Origin of the sequence: Bradyrhizobium sp. BLXBL-03 (assembly GCF_051853015.1) — a bacterium.
GTDB classification, from domain to species: Bacteria; Pseudomonadota; Alphaproteobacteria; order Rhizobiales; family Xanthobacteraceae; genus Bradyrhizobium; species Bradyrhizobium manausense.
In genome coordinates this window covers 5800912-5822171 of sequence record NZ_CP182470.1, presented here as the reverse complement: position 1 = coordinate 5822171, position 21260 = coordinate 5800912, and the positions used below count along the sequence as shown (strand labels likewise).

Below are 21260 nucleotides of genomic sequence, written 5' to 3'. Positions count from 1 at the left end.
CCAACTTCGTCTTGCACTGCGGCAGAAAAATATCGCACACTCGGTCCGCCGGGGAGCCATTGGGAGCTCTAGAAAAAGGAGCGAGCCATGTCCCTCCAGACTGTACCATCCGATGCTGGCGATCTTCGCCCCAACCGGCCTGAGGACGTCCAGGCCCTGGAGGCCGATGCCCGGCTGCGTGACGATATCCGCCTGCTCGGGCGCATCCTGGGCGACACGGTGCGCGACCAGGAAGGTGCCGACGTGTTCGACCTGGTCGAGCGCATCAGGCAGACCTCGATTCGGTTCCACCGCGACGAGGACCGGATTGCCCGCCGTGAGCTCGAGCAGATCCTCGACAGCATGTCGACCTCGGAGACGGTTCGGATCGTCCGCGCCTTCAGCTATTTCTCCCACCTCGCCAACATCGCCGAGGACCAGAACAACATCCGCCAGATGCGCAGCCGCAGCGCGGCCAACGGCTCCGGCGTGCTGGCGCAAACATTGGCCAAGGCCAAGGCCGCCGGCATCGGCGCCGACGCGCTGCGCGGCTTCTTCAAGACCGCGCTGGTCAGCCCGGTGCTGACCGCGCATCCGACCGAAGTCCGTCGCAAGAGCACCATGGACCGCGAGATGGAGATCGCCGCGCTGCTCGACCGCCGCGAGCGGGTCGCGCTGACCGCGGACGAGGCCGCCGCCAGCGACGAGCAGCTTCGCCGCGAGGTGCTGACGCTGTGGCAGACCAATCTGCTCCGCCGCACCAAGCTCACCGTGCTCGACGAGGTCGCCAACGGCCTGTCGTTCTACGACTACACCTTCCTGCGCGAGGTGCCGCGGCTGGTGAACGCGCTGGAAGACCGGCTGGAGGAGGGCGGCGAGCAGGCCGCCAGCGAGCTCGCTTCGTTCTTGCGCATGGGCAGCTGGATCGGCGGCGACCGCGACGGCAATCCCTTCGTCACCGCCGACGTGATGCGCGGCACGCTGCGGCTGCAGTCGAGCCGTGTGATGCAATTCTATCTGAACGAGCTCCACGTGCTCGGCTCGGAATTGTCGATCGCCGCCCATCTCGCCGACGTCTCCGAGGAGCTGCGTAACCTCGCGGAGCGCTCGCCCGACACCTCGCCGCACCGGAGCGGCGAGCCCTATCGCCTTGCGGTCTCAGGCATCTATGCGCGCCTGACCGCCACGGCCGAGAAGCTCGAGGTCGAGATCACCCGCCGGCCGGTCGGCAAGGGCGCGCCCTATCAGAGCGTCAAGGAGCTGCAAGCCGATCTCGACGTGCTGCATCGCTCGCTGATCTCCAACAACGCCCGCGTCATCGCGCGCGGCCGGCTGCGGCTGCTGCGGCGCGCGGTGGATTGCTTCGGCTTCCATTTGGCGCGGCTCGACATCCGCCAGAACTCGGCGGTGCATGAACGCACCATTGCCGAGCTGATCGACGCCGCCAACCCCGGAATGTCCTATCTCGCGCTCGGCGAGGAGGCGCGCATCTCGCTCCTCACCAACGAATTGCGCTCGACGCGCGCGCTGGTCTCGCCCTTCGTCAAGTACAGCGATGAGACCATGGGCGAGCTCAACGTCTTCCATGCCGCTGCGGAGGCGCATGCGAAGTTCGGCTCGGACGCGATTCCCCAATGCATCATCTCGATGTGCAAGGGCATGTCCGACATGCTCGAGGTCGCGGTGTTGCTCAAGGAGGTCGGCCTCGTCCATCCCTCCGGGCGCAGCGCCATCAACATCGTGCCGCTGTTCGAGACCATCGAGGATCTGCAGGCCTCTTCAGGCATCATGGACCGCATGCTGTCGCTGCACGATTATCGCCGCCTCGTCGACAGCCGTGGCAGCGTGCAGGAAGTCATGCTCGGCTATTCCGACAGCAACAAGGATGGCGGCTTCGTCACCTCGGGCTGGGAACTCTACAAGGCCGAGATCGGGCTCGTCGAGGTATTCGAGCGTCATCATGTGCGGCTGCGCCTTTTCCACGGCCGCGGCGGCTCGGTCGGCCGCGGCGGCGGGCCGAGCTACGACGCCATCGTCGCCCAGCCGGGCGGCGCCGTGAACGGCCAGATCCGCATCACCGAGCAGGGCGAGATCATCTCGTCGAAATATTCCAACGCCGAAGTCGGACGCAACAATCTGGAGATCCTGGCTGCGGCGACGTTGGATGCGAGCCTGTTGCGGCCGCGCGAGAGCGCGCCGCGCCGCGAATATCTGATCGCGATGGACGAGCTTTCAAATCTCGCCTTCAAGGCATACCGCGGGCTTGTCTACGAGACCGAGGGCTTCGTCGATTATTTCTGGTCCTCGACCGTGATCAACGAGATCGCGACGCTGAACATCGGCAGCCGTCCGGCCTCGCGCAAGAAGACCCGCGCGATCGAGGATTTGCGCGCGATCCCCTGGGTGTTCTCCTGGGCGCAATGCCGGCTGATGCTGCCGGGCTGGTACGGCTTCGGCAGCGCGGTCGAGCAGTGGATCACTGAACATCCGGACAAGGGCATGCCGTTCCTGAAAGAGCTCTACGGGGAATGGCCGTTCTTCCGCATGCTGCTGTCGAACATGGACATGGTGCTGGCGAAAAGCTCGATCGCGATCGCCTCGCGCTATGCCGAGCTGGTGCCCGATGAGGCGCTGCGCGAAAAAATCTTCGGCCGCATCCGCCGCGAATGGCATTCCTGCATCGAGACGCTGCTCGACATCATGGGGCAGGACCGTCTGCTGCAGGGCAACCCGCTGCTGGAGCGCTCGGTGCGTCACCGCTTCCCCTATCTCGATCCGCTCAACCACGTGCAGGTCGAGCTGCTCAGGAAGCATCGCGCGCAGAACCCGGACGAGCAGGTGCTGCGCGGAATTCAGCTGACGATCAACGGGATCTCGGCGGGGCTGAGGAATACGGGGTAGCCGTCATTCCGGGGCGCCCGAAGGGCGAACCCGGAATCTCGAGATTCCCCGGTGCGCAATTGCGCACCTGTGGTCTGGTCCTTCGGACTATCCCGGAATGACGGTGGCGCAGCGTTACACCGGATCCCAGGGGAAAATATCCGCGGAGCGATCCAGCTTGTAGAACGAGCCCTTCAGCGCCGGCATGCCGTGTTCGGCGATCGACTGCGGCGTCCAGCCTTCGCTGCGATGGACCGAGCGCAACGGGCGGTTCTGGCTGAACAGGAACAACTCGTTCATGCGTGCGCCAAAGATCTGTCCGGTGACGTCCTTGGCGGCATCCGAGAGCAGATAGGCGCAGATCGGCGCGATCTTCTCCGGGCCCATCTGCTTGATCTTCTCGACCCGCGCCTTCTCGGCCTCGGTCTCGGTCGGGATGGTGCCGATCATGCGGGTCCAGGCGAACGGCGACACGCAGTTGGAGCGCACGTTGAAGCGGCCCATGTCGAGCGCGATGGATTTCGACAGCCCGATGATGCCGAGTTTGGCGGCGGCGTAATTGGCTTGGCCGAAATTGCCGATCAGGCCCGAGGTCGAGGTGAAGTGCACGAAGGAACCGCTTTCCTGCTCGCGGAAGATGCGTGCCGCGGCGTGGCTGACATAGAACGAGCCCATCAGATGCACCTTGATGACGGCCTCGAACGCTTCAACGCTCATCTTGTGGAAGATCATGTCGCGCAGGATGCCGGCATTGTTGACGACACCGTCGAGCCTGCCGAAGGCATCGGTCGCGGTCTTCACGATTTTGCTGGCGGGGATCGCTTCGGCGACCGACTCGAAATTGGCGACCGCCGTGCCGCCGCGCTTCTTGATCTCCTCGACGACCTCCTCAGCAGGCGTCGCGCTCGACCCGGCGCCGTCGGCGGCGGCGCCTGGATCATTGACGACGACCTTGGCGCCCTCAGCCGCACAGAGCAGCGCGATCTCGCGCCCGATGCCGCGGCCTGCGCCGGTGACGATGATGACCTTGTCCTGCAGTGATTTGCTCATGTGGTGCCTCCTGTTTTGTCCGTCATTCCGGGATGGTGCGAAGCACAGGACCCCGGAATCTCGAGATTCTCAGGTGCGCAACTGCGCACCATAGTTCGCGCTAATCGCGCCCCGGAATGACGGGCTGTTACCTCTCATTCGTAAACACGATCGTGCCTGACGCCGCGAACATGCCGCCGACGCCATGGCACACGGAAATCTTCGCATTCGCTACCTGCGCCGGTGCGATGCCGCGCATCTGGCGCACGCTCTCCTGCAGCGCGTACATGCCGTACATGCCCGAATGCATGTAGGAGAGGCCGCCGCCATTGGTGTTGAGCGGAAGCTTGCCCCCGGGCCGCGTGTTGCCATCAGCGATGAATTTGCCAGTCTCCTCATACGGCATGAAGCCGAGATCGCCGAGCCCGAACAGCGGCAAATGCGCAAAGGCGTCGTAGATCATGAGGTGATCGACGTCCTTGTGCGCGATGCCGGCCTCCCTGAACGCGAGCGGTCCCGCGGTCTTGAACGCGCGCGAGGAGTTGAACGTCTCCATCTGGCTCACCATCGGCGTTTCCACGCTCTCGCCGGTGCCCATGATATAAACGGGCTTGCGCGGAAAATCCCTGGCGCGGTCGGCCGAGGTCAGGATCAGCGCGCCGCCGCCGTCGGTGACGAGGCAACACTGCAGCAGCCGGAACGGATAGGCGATCATGCGCGAGTTCAGCACGTCGGCGACCGTGATCGGATCCTTCATCATCGCCCGCGGATTCCTGGCTGCCCATTCGCGCTGCACGACGGCGACCGACGCGAGCTGTTCATGGGTGATGCCGTAGGTCTTCATGAAGCGCAGCACGGGGATCGGGAACATGCTGGGCGGGCCGTAGACGCCATAGGGCGCCTCGAACTGGCCCTGCAGACTGTCGGCTGGGATCGAGCGCGGCGCCTTGCCGATCATCGACTTTCCGCTCTCGGCATGGGTGATCAGCACGGTCTTGCAAAGACCAGCCTCGATCGCGGCGGCCGCATGGCGGACGTGCAGCATGAACGAGCAGCCGCCGACGGACGTGCCGTCCACCCAGGTCGGCTTGATGCCGAGATAGTGGCAGACCTGCTGTGGCGTTTCGACCGCGGTGGCAAAGCCGTCGATGTCGGAGAGCTTCAGTCCGGCATCGGCGATCGCATTGAGTGCTGCATCCGCGTGGAGCTGGAGCTGCGAAGCGTTGGGGATGATTCCGAGTTCGGTGGTCTCGGCCGCGCCGACGACGGCAACCTGGTTCTTGCGCATGGCTTACCCCTTCGCCGGACGGAACACGGGAAGGGTGATCTTGTCGTCCAGCTGCTGGAACGCGACCTCAAGCTTCATGTCGAGCGCGAGCGCCTCCGGCGTCTGCGGGCAGTCGATGATGTTGCTCATCATCCGCGGTCCCTCGTCGAGCTCAACGACGGCGATCACGTAAGGCGGCGTGAAGCCCGGCGCGGCAGGGCGGTGGTTGATGACGTAGCTGTAGAGGAAACCCTTGCCGCTCGCCTTGAAGATGGAGACCTTGCGCGAGGCGCAGGACGGGCAGAACGGGCGCGGCGGAAAGTAGACATGCGCACAGGCATCGCAGCGTTGCAGGCGCAGCTCGCCCGCTTTGGTGCCGTCCCAGAAATGCTGGGTCTCCGGCGTTGGTTTCGGTCGTGCGCGCTGCGGTTCGGCCATGTCGGCAGCTCCTCCCAAAGGCGAGAACTCGATGCTCGTCTGTTTCAATCTTGATGCGCCAATTGACTATCGCGCGTCAACGGTCCAGCACTGAGCTCTGCACGCCCCGTATTCCACCATGCGCACAATTGCTGACGGCGTGCTTGTGTGCCAGTAAGTTCGCACGGTACATAAGTGCCGAGACAAGAAGAGATCGGGAGGATTCCATGTTAAGATCAGTAGGCGTTGCGCTGGTTGCAGGTCTGACCTTCGCTGCGCCGTCCCTTGCTGCGGATGCGCCGGCCGAGATCAAGATCGGAACGCTCTACGCCTCGAGCGGGCGCTATGCCTCGATCTCGATGCCGGTTCACTATGGGCTGAAGCTGTGGGTCGAACAGAAGAACGCCGAAGGCGGCGTCTATGTGAAGGCGTTCGACAAGAAGATCCCGATCAGGCTCGTTGCCTATGACGACCAGAGCAACACGGCGACCGCGGCGACATTGTACAATCAGCTCATCACCCAGGATAAGGTCGATCTTCTGGTTGCCGATTCCGGCTCGGTGCTGACCGCGCCTGCGGTTGCGATTGCTCGCGACCACAAGATGTTCCTGTTCGACCAGACCGGCACGGGCGCCAGCTTCTTCTCCAAGGACAATCCCTACATCGCCCTGATGGCGGACCCGGTGTCGACCGTCTGGCCGAAACCGGTCGCCGATTTCGTCTCGCATGATGGACCTGGCCTCGGCATCAAGAAGGTCGCGATCCTCTATGCGACCAACGAGTTCACGGGCACGCAGGCCAATGCCTTCCGGAAGTTCGTCAAGGAATCGGGCGCGCCGATCGAGATCGTCTACGATCAGGGCGTTCCCACCGAGACGACCAACTACACCGTCATCATCAACAACATCGCCAACACCAACCCGGACGCGGTGATTCACTTCGGCTATGCGCCGAACGACATCGCCTTCCTTCGCAACGTTCAGGACGTCGGGGTCAATTTCAAGATGCTGTTCTCGATCTATGCCGGTCTGGAGACCGAGCTGCTCGAGAAGAACGTCGGCGAGAAGGGACTGGAGCACGTCTTCACCTACGTGCCGCCGCAAGAGCTGAAATATCCGGTGAACTTCGGCATGAACATCGACGAGTACAAAGCGGCCTGGAACAAGAAATATCCTGACGGCAAGGTCGAGTTCGGCTTCAACTCGGTTGCCGGCTACACCACGGCTCTGGTGATCGAAAAGACCCTGTCGGTCGCGACCAGCCTCGATCAGCTCGAGCTGCGCAAGGCAACCTTCAGCCTGTCCAACCAGCTGCAAACGCTGGACGGCACGTTCGCGCTCGACGAGATGGGCGGTCAGATCGGTGAGCTCACGCCGCTCGGCCAGCTCGAGCTTGGCGATCACGGGCATCTCAAGTTCATCTCGATCTATCCCCATGAGACGGCGACCGGAAAGCCGGTCTATCCGCGTCCATGACGGGAAACCCCGCTGAGCAAGTGCTGGGAGTCGGCTGCTGATGTTGACCTACGCGTTGGTCGCCGGCGTCCTGTTCGGGCTGTATTTCAGCCTGGTCGGTATGGGGCTCAATCTCGTCTTCGGCGTCATGCGCATCGTCAACCTTGCGCATGGCGACGTCTTGATGCTCGGCGCCTTCGTGGCGCTGGGCGTCGTCACCCTGGCCGGAATCGACCCGCTGTTTGCGGTGCCGCTGGCATTCGTGCTGTTTCTGCTGGTCGGCACGCTGCTTTATTGGGTGCTGGTGCCGCGGCTGCAGGGATCGGCAAATCCCGAGATGCTGTCGATCATCCTGTTCTTCGGCCTGTCGCAGGTGGTCGAAGCCATCACCACGATCTTCGCCGGCACCAGCGAGCGCTCGATCCAGAGCCGGCTGCTCGGCACGGTGTTCTCGACCATCAAGGTCCAGCTGTTCGGCGGCAAGCCGCAGAACGGTCCGATCCGCATCCTCGGCCAGGGATTTCCCGCGCCGTGGGTGATTGCTGCCGGGATCAGCCTGGTCGCGATCGGTCTCGTTTACGTCTATCTCTACCGCACGCGGCTCGGCACATTGACGCGCGCCGTGATGTCGCGACGCGACGAGGCGCTGGCCTCGGGCATCGATGTCGATCGTGTCTCGGCCGCGGCGTTCGGAATCGGACTCGGGCTTGCTGCGGTTGCGGGCGTGTTTGCGCCGTTCATGTTCGGCTCGATCACGCCGGCCTTCGGCGCGGACGCTACGGTGACGTCATTTGCGATCGTCGTGCTGGGTTCGCTCGGCAATCCGCTCGGCACGGCCCTCGGCGGTGTCGTCTATGGTGTCTGCTACATGCTGGTGCAGACCTATCTCAGCTCATGGGCGGACCTTCTGCCCTATGTGCTGCTGATCCTGATCCTCTTGCTACGTCCGAGCGGCCTGCTCGGAAGGCGGGTGCGTGTTGCCTAATGCCATCAAGCATGTGCTGTTCATTCTGGTGCCGTTGATCGCCGTGTTTGCGGTGTTGCCGGGCCTCTACCAGAACCATCTGCTGTTGTTCAATTTCGTCACGTTCCTGATCCTCGCGCAGGGCGTCAACATCATCTACGGCTTCACCGGCTATCTGCCGTTCGGCTATGTCGGCTTCTTCGGGGCCGGCGCCTACGGATTTGCGGTGCTGGTGATGCATTATCAGTCGCCGGCGCTGGTGGCCGTGCTGGCGGCGGGGCTGGTCGGCGTGCTGCTCGGCCTGCTGCTGACACCGCTGTTGCGGCTCTCCGGCGCCTATTTTGCCATTGCCAATCTCGCCGCGTCGCTGGCTGTGCTGCACCTGGTCGCCAATCCCGCATTGGAGGGCATCACCAAGGGGCCGTATGGCGTGTCGCTGACGGGCACGTTCAACCCCTCGCACGCCTATGATGCGGCGCTGGTGGTGCTGACATTGACGGTGGGCGGTGTCGTCTTCCTGAAGAATTCGAGCTTCGGACTTGCACTGCAGGCCGTTCGCGAGGATTCGGTGAGCGCGTCGATGGCGGGGGTCAACGTCGTCAAGATGCGCATCGCGGCCTGGCTGGCCTCGGCGTTGGTGGCGGGGCTCGCCGGCGGCATCTATGCCTGGTACGTGTCCGTGTTCTATCCCGACAATGTCTTCAGCGGCGAGTTCAGCATCTTCGCGATCGTCTTCGCGCTGTTCGGAGGTGTCGCGACGATCTCCGGTCCGATCATCGGCGTCCTGATCCTGTACGGCGTCTACAATCTGATCGGGTTCACGACCCCGCAATATTTCCAGCTCATCTACGGCCTTCTCATCATGGGATTGGTGTTGTTCCTGCCGGCAGGGCTGGTCTCGCTGGCGACGCGGAGGGGCTGGCATGTCCCCTGACACAAAACCCATTCTCAGCGTCGATAAGCTGGTGAAGCGCTTCGGCGGTTTCGTCGCGCTCGACGGCCTCAGCTTTCATGCCGCGCCCGGCGAGGTGCTGGGGCTGGTCGGTCCGAATGGTTCGGGCAAGACCACGGCGATCAACGTGATTTCGGGTCTCTACGCCCCCGATGGCGGCGAGGTCGCTTTCGATGGCGAGCCCATCGGCGGCATTGCGTCCCACAAATTGGTCCATCGCGGCATCAACAGGACTTTCCAGGTGCCGAAGCCGTTCATGTCGCTGACCGTGCGGGAGAACGTCAGGGTCGCCCTGGCCTACGGCCACATTGGCGGAACGCCGCCGGCGCTCGATGCGCTGCTCGACGAATATCGTTTGGACGCGGTCGCCGATCGGCCGGCAGCCGATCTCAACAGTGCGCAGCAGAAGATGCTGGATCTGGTCCGCGCCCTGGCGACGCGACCGCGCCTGCTGCTGCTCGACGAGCTCGCTGCCGGGCTCAATCCCGCCGAGCTCGACTGGATTGCCGAGCGGATCAAGCAGCTCGCGGCAGGCGGCATGTCGATCATCGTCGTCGAGCACCTGATGGGCTTCATCGAGCACATCACCGACCGCGTCATCGTTCTCAATGCGGGACGGGAAATCTTCGAGGGTAAGCTCGCTGCGGCCGTGAAGGAACCGCAGGTGATCGAGGTGTTTTTGGGAGGCGAGCATGCCGCCTGAAGCAACGCCTCTTCTCCAGGCGCAAGGCGTCGATGCGGGCTACGGCACCATGCAGGTGCTGTGGGGCGTCGATCTCGACGTCAAGTCCGGCGAGACGGTCCTGCTGCTCGGCGCCAACGGTGCAGGCAAGACCACGTTCCTGAAATCGCTGGTCGGCCTGGTCGAGGCCCGTCACGGCAGCATCGCGCTCGGCGGCCAGGATATCGCGCATATGCGCTCCAGCGACCGCATGAAGCTCGGCATGACCTACATGTCGGAGCTCGCGGTGTTTCCTGACCTGTCGATCGAGGAGAACATCCTGGTGGGGGCCCAGGCGCTGGGACATGCCAACCCGCGCCGGCGCCTCGACGAGCTCTATGGCCTCTTTCCCGTGCTGCGCGACAAGCGCCGCGACGCTGCCTCCAGCCTGTCAGGCGGGCAGCGCAAGATGCTCGGGATCGCCAAGGCGCTCGCGGCCGAGCCGAAGCTTCTCGTCATGGACGAGCCTTCGGCCGGGCTGTCGCCGCTGTTCGTCAAGGAGGTTATCCGTATCCTGAACGGCCTGCAGGGGCGCGGGATCGCGCTTTTGATCGCCGAGCAGAATATCGGTTTCCTTGAAGTGGCAACCCGCGTATTTGTTCTGGAAGGCGGGCGCATTCGCTTTTCCGGCACGGTTGCCGAGATGACCGACAACGAGGCGCTGCGGCGCGCCTATTTTGGATTGAAATAGCGCGGCAGCGTTTTGGCCGCGCCCGACGCAGGCGAACCAGACATGCCGAACGCCCCGACCCTCGCCACACTGGCCGACGATCTCGAAAGCGGCCGTACCACCTCCCGAAAACTGGTCGAGGCGTGCATCGCCAGGATCGCCGATCCCGCCGGCGAGGGGCAGCGCACCTTCATCCATGTCGACAAGGACGCCGCGCTGACCACCGCAGATGCCATGGATGCCCTGCGCAAGGTCAAGGCGGCGCCCTCGCGCTATGCCGGTATCCCGGTCTCGATCAAGGATCTGTTCGACATCAAGGGACAGACCACGCGCGCCGGCTCCCGTGCGCTCGACGATTCCGATCCGGCCGAGCACGATGCGGCGGCGGTCGCGCGGCTGCGCAAGGCCGGCTTTGTCGTGATCGGACGCACCAACATGACCGAGTTCGCCTATTCCGGCATCGGTATCAATCCGCATTATGGGACACCCAAAGGCGCCTGGAACCGCGCCGAGGGGCACGTGCCGGGCGGCTCGTCCTCGGGCGCGGCGGTCTCCGTGCTCGACGGCATGGCCCATGGCGCGCTCGGCACCGACACCGGCGGCTCCTGCCGCATTCCCGCGGCCTATAACGGCATCGTCGGCTACAAGCCGACGCAGCGCCGCGTGCCGCTGGATGGCTCCGTGCCGCTGTCGTTCTCGCTCGACAGCATCGGCCCCTTGGCGCGCTCGGTCAGCTGCTGCGCCATTCTCGATGCGGTGCTGGCGAACGAGCCGGTCACGGCGCTCACGCCGCGTCCCGTGAAGGGCATGCGGCTGGCCGTGCCGACCACGGTTGCGCTTGACGATCTCGACGCTCCGGTCGCGGAAACCTTCGAACGCGCGTTGAAATCGCTCGCCGATCACGGCGCCATCATCGAGCGCATCGAGATGGCCGAATTCCACGACATCGGCCCGATGAACGCCAAGGGTGGCTTTGCGGCGTCCGAGAGCTATGCCTGGCATCGCTATCTCATCACCTCCAAGGGCGATGTTTACGATCCCCGCGTCTTCGTCCGCATCATGCGCGGCGAGGCGCAGAGCGCGGCCGACTACATCGATCTGCTCAACGAGCGCCGCTCGCTGATCGCCCGCGTCAATGCCCGCATTGCACCCTATGACGCGCTGGTTCTCCCGACCACCGCCAACACGCCGCCGAAGATCGCAGATCTCGCCGACGACAAGGCGTTCACGACGCAAAACCTGCGCGCGCTGCGCAATTGCACGCTGATCAACGTGATCGACGGCTGTGCCATCTCGCTGCCGGCGCATCGCGAGGGCGAGGTTCCCGTCGGCCTGATGCTTGCCGGAGCGGGCGGCTCGGACCGCCGTATTTTTGAACTTGCTGCCGGCATGGAGGCCGTCATTCGTGTTTGACCTGACTTTCACCATCGACGCCCAGGACACCACCACGCCGCTGACCTTGGCGATCGACCAGATGGTCATCGCCGGATGGACCGGCCGCGATCCTGTCGCGCGCGACAAGCACATTGCCGAGCTGCAGGAGATGGGTATCGCCCCGCCGGCCTCGACGCCGATCTACTACCGCGCCTCGGCGCGCCGGCTGACCCAGGAAGACAGCATCGAATGCACCGGCGGCGATTCCTCAGGCGAGGTCGAGTTCGTGCTGGTCGGCTGGCAGGGCCGTATCTTCGTCGGCTGCGGCTCGGATCACACCGACCGCAAGGTCGAGGCCTACAGCGTCACGGTGTCCAAGCAGATGTGCGACAAGCCGATCGCCTCCACGCTGTGGGAGCTCGAGGATGTCATCGGCCACTGGGACAAGATGATCCTGCGCTCCTACGCCACCATCAACGGCCAGCGAGTGCTCTACCAGGAGGGCACGCTGGACGCGATGCTGCCGGTGGCCGAGCTCATCGCGCGCGGCTTCGCGGGCGGCAAGTTCCCCGACGGCTGCGCCATGTTCGGTGGCACCTTTGCGGCCAAGGGCGGCATCCGCCCTGCGGAGCGCTTCGACTTCGAGCTGGAGGATCCCGTGCTGAAGCGGACCATCAGGCACGGCTACGAGGTGGTGACGCTGCCGGTGCGGGGCTGAACTCTCTCCGCGTCATTGCGAGGAGCCCTTGCCGACGAAGCAATCCAGACTGGTTCCACGGAGGGATTCTGGATTGCTTCGCTGCGCTCGCAATGACGAGGAGACGGGTCATCGGAAATCGGGTGGTCGGATGAACGTGGGCGTGCGAAGTTGGTTGTTATGGCAATGACCGCTCGCAAATCACACCAGAAGCCATCCACCGACCTCGCCACCCACGTCGACACCCTCGACTGGCCCCAGATCACCGCCGAACTCGACTCCCACGGCTGCGCCGTCCTGAAGAACGTGCTGACGCCCGTTCAATGCCGCGCCATCGCCGCGCTCTATTCCGACGACGCGCACTTCCGCAGCCGTATCGTCATGGGCCGCCACGGCTTTGGCCGCGGCGAGTACAAATATTTCTCCTATCCGCTGCCCGATCCGATCGCGGAGCTGCGCCCGGCGCTCTATAGGCATCTGCAAGGCGTCGCCAACCGCTGGAACGAGGCGATGGGGATCGACATCCGCTATCCGACCTCGCACGCCGCGTTCCTGAAGCGCTGCCATGAGGCGGGGCAGGCCCGGCCGACGCCGCTGCTGCTGCAGTACGAGGCCGGCGATTACAACTGCCTGCATCAGGACCTCTACGGCGAGCATGTGTTCCCGCTCCAGGTCGCGATCCTGCTGTCCGAGCCGGGAGACGATTTCACCGGCGGCGAGTTCGTGCTGACCGAGCAGCGGCCACGCATGCAGTCCCGCGCCGAGGTGGTTCCACTGACGCAGGGCGACGCCGTCGCCTTTGCTGTGCACCATCGCCCGGTGCAGGGGACACGCGGCACCTACCGCGTTAATCTGCGCCACGGTGTCAGCCGGATCAGGTCCGGCCAGCGCCACACGCTGGGTGTGATCTTCCATGATGCCAAATGAGCGGAGCCATTGACGGCTGATTTGTTCGACAGCGTTGCCGAAGCCCAACCGTCGCGCGAGCAGATCGCGGACGGCGCCGTGCTGCTGCGCGGCTTCGTCAGGCCGATCGAGGGCGAGCTGGTCGAAGCGGTGCGCGCCATCGTGTTGCAGTCGCCGTTCCGGCGAATGACCACGCCCGGAGGCTACCAGATGTCGGTGGCCATGACCAATTGCGGCGAGCGCGGCTGGATCACCGATCACACCGGCTACCGCTATGATCCCATTGATCCCAAGACCGGCGCGCCATGGCCGGTGATGCCGCCGGTGTTTCGCGATCTCGCCCGCCGCGCGGCGGAGCAGGGCGGCTTCAAGCACTTCGCGCCGGATGCGTGCCTGATCAACCGCTACGAGCCCGGCACGCGGCTCTCACTGCATCAGGACAAGGACGAGCTGGACTATTCGGCGCCGATCGTCTCGGTCTCGCTCGGCCTGCCCGCGACCTTCCTGTTCGGCGGCCTGGCGCGCGCCGACAAGCCGCGCCGCTTTCGGCTTGTGCATGGCGACGTCGTGGTGTGGGGCGGGCCGAGCCGGCTCGCCTATCACGGCGTCGCGCCGCTCGCCGAGGGCGAGCACGCGCTGCTGGGACGTATCAGGATCAATTTGACGTTCCGCCGGACGCGGTGAAAGAGCGGTCGTTCCGGAGCGATGCGAAGCATCGAATCCGGAACCTCGAGATTCCGGGTTCGCGCTTTCGCGCGCCCCGGAATGACAGAGCTACGGCTTCGGCGGGTGAATGAACGCCCACGGGCTGACTTCCGAATCCCTGGTCACCTCGATCGAGATCAGATACGGCCCGCGATGGGCGAGCGCCTTCTCCATCGCGGACTTGAACTGGTCCGGCGCCGTGACGCGCGCGGATGCGACGCCAAAGGACTCCGCGAGCTTGACGAAGTCAGGATTGACCAGATCGGATGCCACCACGCGGCCGTCAAAGCGTTCGCGCTGGTCGCGGCGGACATTGCCATAGGCGTTGTTGTTGAACACCAGCGTCACCACGCCGATGTTGAACTGCACGGCGGTGGCCAGCTCCTGCACGCCGAACATGAAGCCGCCGTCGCCGGTAATCGCAACCACCGGCTTGTCGGGACTGGCGACTTTGGCCCCTAACGCCGTCGGGAAGCCCGAACCGAGCGTGCCCTGATAGCCGGAGGTGATGAAGGTCCGCGGCTGGTAGATCGGAAAGCCGTACCAGGAGGCGAATCCGAACTGCGACAGCTCGTCGGTGACGATCGCGTTCGCCGGCAGCACCTCGCGCAAAATGTTGAGATACGCCATCTGCGGCTGGACGCGCTGGATCTCTGCCAGCGCCGTCGCGGTCGCCTCGCGGATCGCCCCGCGGCGGCCGGCGATCCTGCTGTGGCCGACCTTGCTGACGGCGGCGACGAGGTCGGCGGTCGCGGCCTTGGCATCGGCAACGATGGCAGCGTCCGAAATGAAGCGCCGCATCTCGACCGGATCGATATCGATCCGGATGCTCTTCAATCCGTCCGGCCGATAAGGCCAGCGCGACATCGTCGGCAATTCCAGCCGCGTGCCGATGCCGATCATCAGGTCCGTCTTGGCCCATAGCTTGTAGGCGGCGGCCATGGTCAGGCCAAGCTCGTGCGCATTGGAGACAATGCCGCGGCCGCTGCGGAAGGCGACCACGGGCGCATCGATCATCTCGGCGAGCTCGAGGATTTCCTCGCCTGCCTCGATCGCGCCGCTGCCGACGAAGATCATCGGTGCTTTGCTGGCCTTGATCAGCGCTGCGGCCTGCTTGATCGCATCGGGGTCTGGGAGCGGCGCAGGCAGGGGCTCCAGCACTTGCGCAGCGGCGGTGTCCGCGCGCTGCGTAAAGATATCCCAGGGCATCTCCACCGAGGCGGGGCCGCGTCGGCCGGACATCATTTCCTGGAAGGCGCGCGCCACCGTCGTCGGTGCATTGGCAGGAGCTTCGATTCTATCGGCCCATTTCACATAGCTGCGCAAGGTCGCGAGCTGGTCCGGCATCTCGTGCAGATGGCCGCGCCCCTTGCCCAGAAACTGCGTCGGCACTTGTCCGGTGACGCACAGCACCGGCTCGTTGCAGCCGTAAGCGGTGAGCAGCGCCGCGCTGGCATTGAGCACGCCGGGGCCGGGCACGACGCTGAACACGCCGGGTCGGCCGCTCGCGCGCGCATAGCCAAACGCCATGTAGCCGCAGGCCTGTTCGTGCCGCGCGCCGATCACCTTGAGCTGAGCCTGGTGGAAGGCGTCGAACAGGCCGTAGACCTGCGCGCCCGGCAGGCCGAACACGGTGTCGACGCCATGGGCGACGAGCCCGCTTACGATCGCTTCGCCGCCGGTCAGGGTGGTCATTGCATCATTCCATTCGTGTTGTTGTCTCAGGCTTCGTCGACGACGCCGTTGCGTAAAACTCCGATACCCTCGGCCGCGACCTCGATGACGTCGCCGGGCTTCAGGTAGCGCGGCGGATCGAACCGCGCACCCGCGCCGGTCGGCGTGCCCGTGACGATGATATCGCCGGGGACCAGCGTCGCGAAGGTCGAGATATAGCTGATGAGATAGCGGAACGGAAACATCAGCCGGCTGGTACGGTCGTCTTGACGCAGCTCGCCATTGACATGCGTGGTCAGCCTGATGTCGGCGATCTGCGCTTCCCTGATGTAGGGCACCAGCCACGGCCCGAGGCTGCCGCTGGAATCAAAGTTCTTGCCTTGCGTGACGTTGAACTTGGCGTGGCGCAGCCAGTCGCGCACCGAGCCTTCGTTGCAGAGCGTCAGCGCGGCGACGTGATCGAGCGCAGCGCTCTGCTTGATGTGCCGGCCGGCCTTGCCGATCACCAGCACGATCTCGCCTTCATAGTCGAGCTGCGCGGACGCGCGCGGGCGCACCAGCGGCGTGTCGTGGCCGACGAAGGAGCGGGGCGAGCGCATGAACATGCTCGGATATTTCGGCGCCTCCTGGCCATCCTTGTACTCGGCGTTGCGGTCGGGATAGTTGACCCCGATGCAGATGATCTTTTCCGGCGCGGGCACCGGCGGCAGCCATGTGATCTCGCCGAGCGCGTGAACCGGCGTACGGCTGGCGGCCTCTTCGGCGAGGGGCACGTGCTTGCCGGCGGCGATCACCTCGCGCAGCGTCGGATAATCCTTGGCGTAGCGCGCCGAGAGATCGACGATGCCGCCCTCCAGGACGGCGCCGTAGCGGGTTTCACCCTTGACGGAATAGGTAGCGAGGCGAGGGAGTTTCATCGCTTAATCCGCCACCAGCACGTCGGCCACGAATTTCGGCTCGCGCACGGCCTGGCCCGTGAACGGCGAGCCCTGTTCGAACCAGGAGCGGGGGGCAGGTGCGCCCCACAGCGTCTGGCGGCGCGGGTCGCGCAGCGACCAGCGCAGCGGCTCGTGGTCGTGATCCCCGGTAAAATAATCGCTGGTGTAGAGCTCGAGGCGGTGGCCATCGGGATCGCGGACGTAGAGGAAGAACGCGTTCGAGATGCCGTGGCGGCCGGGGCCGCGCTCGATGTTCTTCACAAAGCCCTGTGAAGCCATCACGTCGCAGAGGTGGATGATGTTCATCGCCGTCGGCGTCCAGTACGCAAAATGGTGCAGGCGGGGGCCCTTGCCATTCGTGATCGCAAAGTCATGGACGTTGCCCTTGCGATGCATCCAGGCGGCGGCGATGCGGCCGTTCGGTCCATCTTCCTCGGCGTATTCAGTGAGGCGGAAGCCGAGCCGCGCATAGAAGTCGACTGTGTCCTGCACTTCGGCGGCGAAGACGTTGAAATGATCGAGCCGCTGCGGGTGGCAGCCCCGGTAGAGGTCGTAGCGGCGCAAGAGATGCGGCCGCCGCTCCATCGAGGCATAGAGCTCGATCTGGAAGCCGAAGGGATCGGTGAATTGCAGCGTGCGGCCCTGGAACGGCTGATCGACGAAGGCATGGGCGAGGCCGTTTTCGGACAGAAACTTCGCGGCCTTGTCGAGATCGCCGTCATTGCCGACCTTGAAGCCGAGCCGGGCGCAGGCCGGCGCCGCAGCTTTCCGCAGCACCAGCGAGTGGTGCTGATGCTCCTCGGCGGCGCGCATGTATACGACGTTGTCGTCGGCATCCTCGACATGCAGGCCGACGGTGATCTCGTAGAACTCGCGGCTCAGCTTCAGATCGGTGACGTCGAGCACGACGTGGCTCGAGCGGATGATGTTGAACGGTGGCTCGAAGATATGTTGCGGTACCGGCATTTTCGTTTCCCCTCGTTAGGCCCCGTCATTCCGGGGCGGTCCGCAGGACCGAACCCGGAATCTCGAGGTTCCGGGTCCTCCGGGCCGCGCTCGCGCGGTCCCGTAGTCCCGGAACGACGGCGGTTCTAAATTCCCAGTTTCTGGATCCTGTGCGTACCCCGCGCCAGCGAGACATGCTTGGTTTCCATGTAGAAATCGAACGAGTAATCGCCGCCGTCGCGGCCGATGCCTGAGGCCTTCATGCCGCCGAACGGCGTCGGCAGATGGCGGACGTTCTCCGAGTTCAGCCAGATCATGCCGGCTTCCAGCGCGTCGGCGACGCGCAAGGCGCGGCCGACATTGTTGGTCCAGACATAGCCGGTGAGGCCATAGCGGATGTCGTTGGCGATCGCGATGGCGTCGGCTTCGTCCTTGAACGGCAACACGGTGAGGAAGGGGCCGAACACCTCCTCCTGCGCCACGCGCATCCTGCCGTGCGCGCCTGTCACCAAGGTCGGCTCGACATAATGTCCGCCGCCCGGACCGTCATAAGCCTTGCCGCCGACGGCGATGGTCGCGCCGTCCTGGCGCGCGACGTCGAAATAGGAGCAGACCTTTGCGAGGTGCCGCTCGTGGATCAGCGGCCCGATCTCGGTGGCGGGATCGAGGGGATGGCCGACCTTCAGCGCCTTCACGCGCGCAGTCAGCTCCTCAATGAATTTCTCGGCAATGTTCTGCTGGATCAGCAGGCGGCTCGACGAGGTGCAGCGCTCGCCATTGAGGGAGTAGATCATGAACACGACGGCATCGAGCGCGCGGTCGAGATCGGCGTCGTCGAACACGATGACGGGGTTCTTGCCGCCGAGCTCGAAATGCACGCGCTTCAGCGTCGGCGCGCCCTGCACCATGATCGCCGAGCCCGTCGCGCTCTCACCGACGAAGCCGATCGCCTTGATGGCGGGGTGCTCGGTCAACGCCTTGCCGGCTTCTTCGCCAAAACCGTGCACGGTATTGAGCACCCCGTCGGGCACGCCGGCTTCCTTGACCAGCCGCGCCAGAATGGCCGCCGTCACCGGCGACCACTCGGCCGGCTTGTGCACGACGGTGCAGCCGGCGGCGAGCGCGGGGGCGATCTTCCAGGTCGAGAGCATGAACGGCGTATTCCACGGCGTGATCACGCCAACCGGGCCGATCGGCACGCGGGTCGAGATGTTCCAGTGCTCGTCGCTCGGCGTGTTGAGGCCGTCGCGCGCTTCGGCGCATTTGTCGGCGAAGAAGCGGAAGTTCTCGGCGGCACGGATCGCGGCTTTCGCCATGAAGCGATAGGCTTGTCCCGTGTCGATGCATTCGAGCACCGCGATGTCCTCGGCATTGTCCTCGATCGCATCGGCAACGCGATGCAGCAGCTTGCGCCGCATCGCCGGTCCCATGTCGCGCCAGGACTTGAAGGCAAGCGCCGCGGCTGTAGCCGCGGCATCGATGTCCTCGGCATTGCCGCGCGCGACGCTGGCGAGCACGGCGCCATCAACCGGGGACTTGGTCTCAAAAGTCTCGCCTGATATCGACGGCACGATCTTGCCGTCGATCATGTGACCGATGCCGTCCGCCCTGAGTTTCTTCAGCAGCGGCGCGACGCGGTCGCGATTGGCCTGGAATACGTCGGCTTTTGGAGCGGGCTTATCCATGGGCGGCTTCCACTTTCAGTGCGTCGTGGATGTTGTTGCGCTTCCAGCTGGTGTCCTTGTCGTTGATCTGCACGTCGAACGACAGAGCGAACTTGCCGGCGGCGAAGACCGGATCGAGATGCTTTGCGAGCGCCTGGAAGACGTGCTCGCCGGCTTTCTGGCGGGTCGGCAGATCGCGGCCCTCGCCGATGCGCAGCACCATGTCGAGGAAGCCGTAATCGTGGCTGCCATCTGCGATCGCGTAATGCTCGCATTTGATGGCGCGAACACGGATGCCGCCGAGCGGGAAGATACCGGTTTCGACCGCCGCTTTGCGCACGACCTCGCACACCGCGCCGATGTCGAGGCGGCCATCGAGATTGGCCGAATATTCGATCGTGAAATGCGGCATGGCGGTTTCACTCCTTAGGTCGTCTTAAGCGAAGTAGCAGCTGACCGAGCCGTAGGCACCGTAATCAGCTTGAATTGTGTCGCCCTTGCGGGTCTCGATGGGGCGGATGAAGGAGCCGGCGAGCACGACCTGGCCGGGCTCGAGCGCAAGGCCGAGCGGCGCGATCTTGTTGGCAAGCCAGGCAACCGCGGTTGCGGGATGATTGAGCACGCCGGCGGCAAGGCCGGTCTCTTCCAGCTGGCCGTTCCTGAAGCAGAGCGCACCGATCCAGCGCAGGTCAGCCTCGAGCGGACGGATTGGCCGTCCGCCGAGTACGATGCCGGCATTGGCCGCATTGTCGGCGATGGTGTCGTAGATCTTGCGCGTCGCCTTGGTCTTGGCATCGACGCGCTCGATCCGCGTGTCCAGGATCTCCAGCGCCGGCACCACGAAGTCGGTGGCGTTGAGCACGTCGAACATCGTGCACTCCGGCCCCGCCAAGCGTTGGCTCATGACGAAGGCGAGCTCGGCTTCGATCCGCGTCGCGATGAAGCGGTCGGTCGGAACGATCCCGCCATCTGTGAAGAACATGTCGTCGAGCAGCACGCCGGAATCGGGCTCGTTGATGTCAAGCGCGCTTTGCATCGCCTTCGAGGTCAGGCCGATCTTGTGGCCTTTGACGATCCGCCCCTCGGCGATCTTGATGTCGACCCATGCCTTCTGAATCGCGTAGGCATCGGCGATGGTGATCTCCGGGAAATCCTGCGACAGCTGCCGGATCTGCACGCGGGTCTTCTCCGCCTGGTGCAGACGGCCCGCGCAAGCTTGGATATCGTCGTTGGAAAGCGCCATCCGTGATCTTACAAAACGTGGTGCCCGGAGATGCTTAACATGTTAAGTGAATGCGTCAAACACAAATCGGGCTTGCTGCACTGCAAACGTTTGGTGGTCTGAAAGGGTATCATGGCGAAGAGACCGGCTGATCCGATCAGCGCAAGCGCGCCCGCCGCCCGGCAAGTGCCGATGCGCGACTTCTCGCGTTCTCTGCCGATGTCGCTGCTGCGAGCGCGCGAGGCGGTGATGCGGCAGTTCCGTCCCTCGCTGCGCGAGCATGGCCTGACCGAGCAGCAATGGCGTATCCTGCGCGCGCTGGCCGCCATCGAGGCCGCCGAGGTCACGGAACTCGCGCGCACCGCTTTTCTCCTGGGGCCAAGCCTCTCGCGCATCCTGCGCGATCTCGAGGCGCGCAATTTGATCGAGCGCAGGACGGCGAAGGCCGACCAGCGCCGCAGCATGGTCTCGATCTCGAAAGAGGGCGTGAAGCTGATGGCCTCCGTTGCGCCATCCTCGGAAGCGATCTATGCCGAGATCACGCGGCGCTTCGGCGCACGCAAGCTCGCTGAATTGCAGGAGATGCTTGCAGAGCTCGAGCGGAGCCTTGCGGAGCTTGGCGCGAGCGATGAGGCAAGTGCCGAGGAGTGAAACCAGATATGCGTGCCAGCGCGGCAACAGCCATGGACATTGCCGCCGTTTTTCGCTCAAAGTGCCGCCCAAGCTGATCCGTCCAAAATCGGCACCGGAAGGCAGGATCGCGCTGTCGCGGCGCTCGTCATGGTGACGAAGATCGAAACAG

At 64.5% G+C, this 21260-nt stretch carries 20 protein-coding genes; 11 read left to right on the top strand and 9 right to left on the bottom strand.

All coding sequences use genetic code 11. The features are described 5' to 3' along the window. Positions 1-87 precede the first annotated feature (87 nt). Positions 88-2880, top strand: a complete 2793-nt coding sequence (gene ppc, locus ACNJX9_RS27910; RefSeq protein WP_439405225.1) for a phosphoenolpyruvate carboxylase — start codon at positions 88-90, stop codon at positions 2878-2880. Positions 2881-2994: 114 nt separating this feature from the next. On the opposite strand, the gene ACNJX9_RS27905 is transcribed toward ppc, so the two are convergent. From ACNJX9_RS27905 to ACNJX9_RS27895, 3 genes are all read right to left on the bottom strand, one after another. Then, positions 2995-3909, bottom strand: a complete 915-nt coding sequence (locus ACNJX9_RS27905) for an SDR family oxidoreductase (protein WP_057752949.1) — start codon at positions 3907-3909, stop codon at positions 2995-2997. A gap of 127 nt (positions 3910-4036) precedes the next feature. Continuing rightward, entirely contained in the window at positions 4037-5176 is a 1140-nt protein-coding gene (locus ACNJX9_RS27900; RefSeq protein ID WP_439405223.1) for a thiolase C-terminal domain-containing protein, read from the bottom strand. Between the two features lie 3 nt (positions 5177-5179). Beyond that, positions 5180-5593, bottom strand: a complete 414-nt coding sequence (locus tag ACNJX9_RS27895) for a Zn-ribbon domain-containing OB-fold protein (protein WP_439405222.1) — start codon at positions 5591-5593, stop codon at positions 5180-5182. A gap of 206 nt (positions 5594-5799) precedes the next feature. On the opposite strand from ACNJX9_RS27895, the gene ACNJX9_RS27890 reads away from it, so the two are divergent. From ACNJX9_RS27890 to alkB, 9 genes are all read left to right on the top strand, one after another. Continuing rightward, the gene (locus ACNJX9_RS27890) at positions 5800-7047 is read left to right on the top strand and encodes an amino acid ABC transporter substrate-binding protein (RefSeq protein ID WP_057752952.1); all 1248 of its coding nucleotides are present in this window, start codon (positions 5800-5802) and stop codon (positions 7045-7047) included. Positions 7048-7087: 40 nt separating this feature from the next. Then, positions 7088-8011 carry a branched-chain amino acid ABC transporter permease gene (locus ACNJX9_RS27885; RefSeq protein ID WP_083514502.1) on the top strand — a complete coding sequence of 308 codons (924 nt, stop codon included), beginning with the start codon at positions 7088-7090 and terminating at the stop codon, positions 8009-8011. Further along, positions 8004-8924 carry a branched-chain amino acid ABC transporter permease gene (locus ACNJX9_RS27880; RefSeq protein ID WP_057752954.1) on the top strand — a complete coding sequence of 307 codons (921 nt, stop codon included), beginning with the start codon at positions 8004-8006 and terminating at the stop codon, positions 8922-8924. The genes ACNJX9_RS27885 and ACNJX9_RS27880 overlap by 8 nt, the downstream gene beginning before the upstream one ends. Next, positions 8914-9645 carry an ABC transporter ATP-binding protein gene (locus tag ACNJX9_RS27875; RefSeq protein WP_439405221.1) on the top strand — a complete coding sequence of 244 codons (732 nt, stop codon included), beginning with the start codon at positions 8914-8916 and terminating at the stop codon, positions 9643-9645. The genes ACNJX9_RS27880 and ACNJX9_RS27875 overlap by 11 nt, the downstream gene beginning before the upstream one ends. Further along, positions 9635-10354, top strand: coding sequence for an ABC transporter ATP-binding protein (locus ACNJX9_RS27870; RefSeq protein ID WP_271601922.1), 720 nt, complete (start codon positions 9635-9637; stop codon positions 10352-10354). Before ACNJX9_RS27875 ends, ACNJX9_RS27870 begins: the two co-directional genes overlap by 11 nt. Positions 10355-10396: 42 nt before the next feature. After that, positions 10397-11746: an amidase gene (locus ACNJX9_RS27865; RefSeq protein WP_439405220.1), complete on the top strand. Its 1350-nt coding sequence runs from the start codon at positions 10397-10399 to the stop codon at positions 11744-11746. Beyond that, the gene (locus ACNJX9_RS27860) at positions 11739-12425 is read left to right on the top strand and encodes a DUF2848 domain-containing protein (protein ID WP_439405219.1); all 687 of its coding nucleotides are present in this window, start codon (positions 11739-11741) and stop codon (positions 12423-12425) included. Before ACNJX9_RS27865 ends, ACNJX9_RS27860 begins: the two co-directional genes overlap by 8 nt. A 159-nt stretch (positions 12426-12584) precedes the next feature. Beyond that, positions 12585-13331 carry a 2OG-Fe(II) oxygenase gene (locus ACNJX9_RS27855; RefSeq protein WP_439405217.1) on the top strand — a complete coding sequence of 249 codons (747 nt, stop codon included), beginning with the start codon at positions 12585-12587 and terminating at the stop codon, positions 13329-13331. 9 nt (positions 13332-13340) lie between these two features. Continuing rightward, complete coding sequence (gene alkB, locus ACNJX9_RS27850; RefSeq protein ID WP_439405215.1) at positions 13341-13994, top strand: DNA oxidative demethylase AlkB; 654 nt, start codon at positions 13341-13343, stop codon at positions 13992-13994. Positions 13995-14084: 90 nt separating this feature from the next. Here the strand turns inward: alkB and ACNJX9_RS27845 are convergent, their stop codons facing one another. The 6 genes from ACNJX9_RS27845 to hpaH all read right to left on the bottom strand — a co-directional run bounded on the left by ACNJX9_RS27845 (position 14085) and on the right by hpaH (position 20479). Beyond that, positions 14085-15710 (bottom strand): thiamine pyrophosphate-dependent enzyme, encoded by a 1626-nt coding sequence (locus tag ACNJX9_RS27845; RefSeq protein ID WP_439405213.1) that lies wholly within the window; start codon positions 15708-15710, stop codon positions 14085-14087. Positions 15711-15736: 26 nt separating this feature from the next. After that, the gene (locus tag ACNJX9_RS27840) at positions 15737-16606 is read right to left on the bottom strand and encodes a fumarylacetoacetate hydrolase family protein (protein WP_057752961.1); all 870 of its coding nucleotides are present in this window, start codon (positions 16604-16606) and stop codon (positions 15737-15739) included. A gap of 3 nt (positions 16607-16609) precedes the next feature. Further along, on the bottom strand, positions 16610-17593 hold the full coding sequence (gene hpaD, locus ACNJX9_RS27835; protein ID WP_439405211.1) for a 3,4-dihydroxyphenylacetate 2,3-dioxygenase: 984 nt from the start codon (positions 17591-17593) through the stop codon (positions 16610-16612). 125 nt (positions 17594-17718) lie between these two features. Further along, complete coding sequence (gene hpaE / locus ACNJX9_RS27830) at positions 17719-19257, bottom strand: 5-carboxymethyl-2-hydroxymuconate semialdehyde dehydrogenase (protein ID WP_439405210.1); 1539 nt, start codon at positions 19255-19257, stop codon at positions 17719-17721. Continuing rightward, a complete protein-coding gene (locus ACNJX9_RS27825; RefSeq protein WP_439405208.1) occupies positions 19250-19648 on the bottom strand; it encodes a 5-carboxymethyl-2-hydroxymuconate Delta-isomerase in 399 nt (132 codons plus the stop codon). Before ACNJX9_RS27825 ends, hpaE begins: the two co-directional genes overlap by 8 nt. 24 nt (positions 19649-19672) lie before the next feature. After that, a complete protein-coding gene (hpaH, locus tag ACNJX9_RS27820; RefSeq protein ID WP_439405207.1) occupies positions 19673-20479 on the bottom strand; it encodes a 2-oxo-hept-4-ene-1,7-dioate hydratase in 807 nt (268 codons plus the stop codon). Between the two features lie 111 nt (positions 20480-20590). Between hpaH and hpaR the strand changes: the two genes are divergently transcribed. Beyond that, entirely contained in the window at positions 20591-21109 is a 519-nt protein-coding gene (hpaR, locus tag ACNJX9_RS27815; protein WP_057752966.1) for a homoprotocatechuate degradation operon regulator HpaR, read from the top strand. Positions 21110-21260 lie beyond the last annotated feature (151 nt).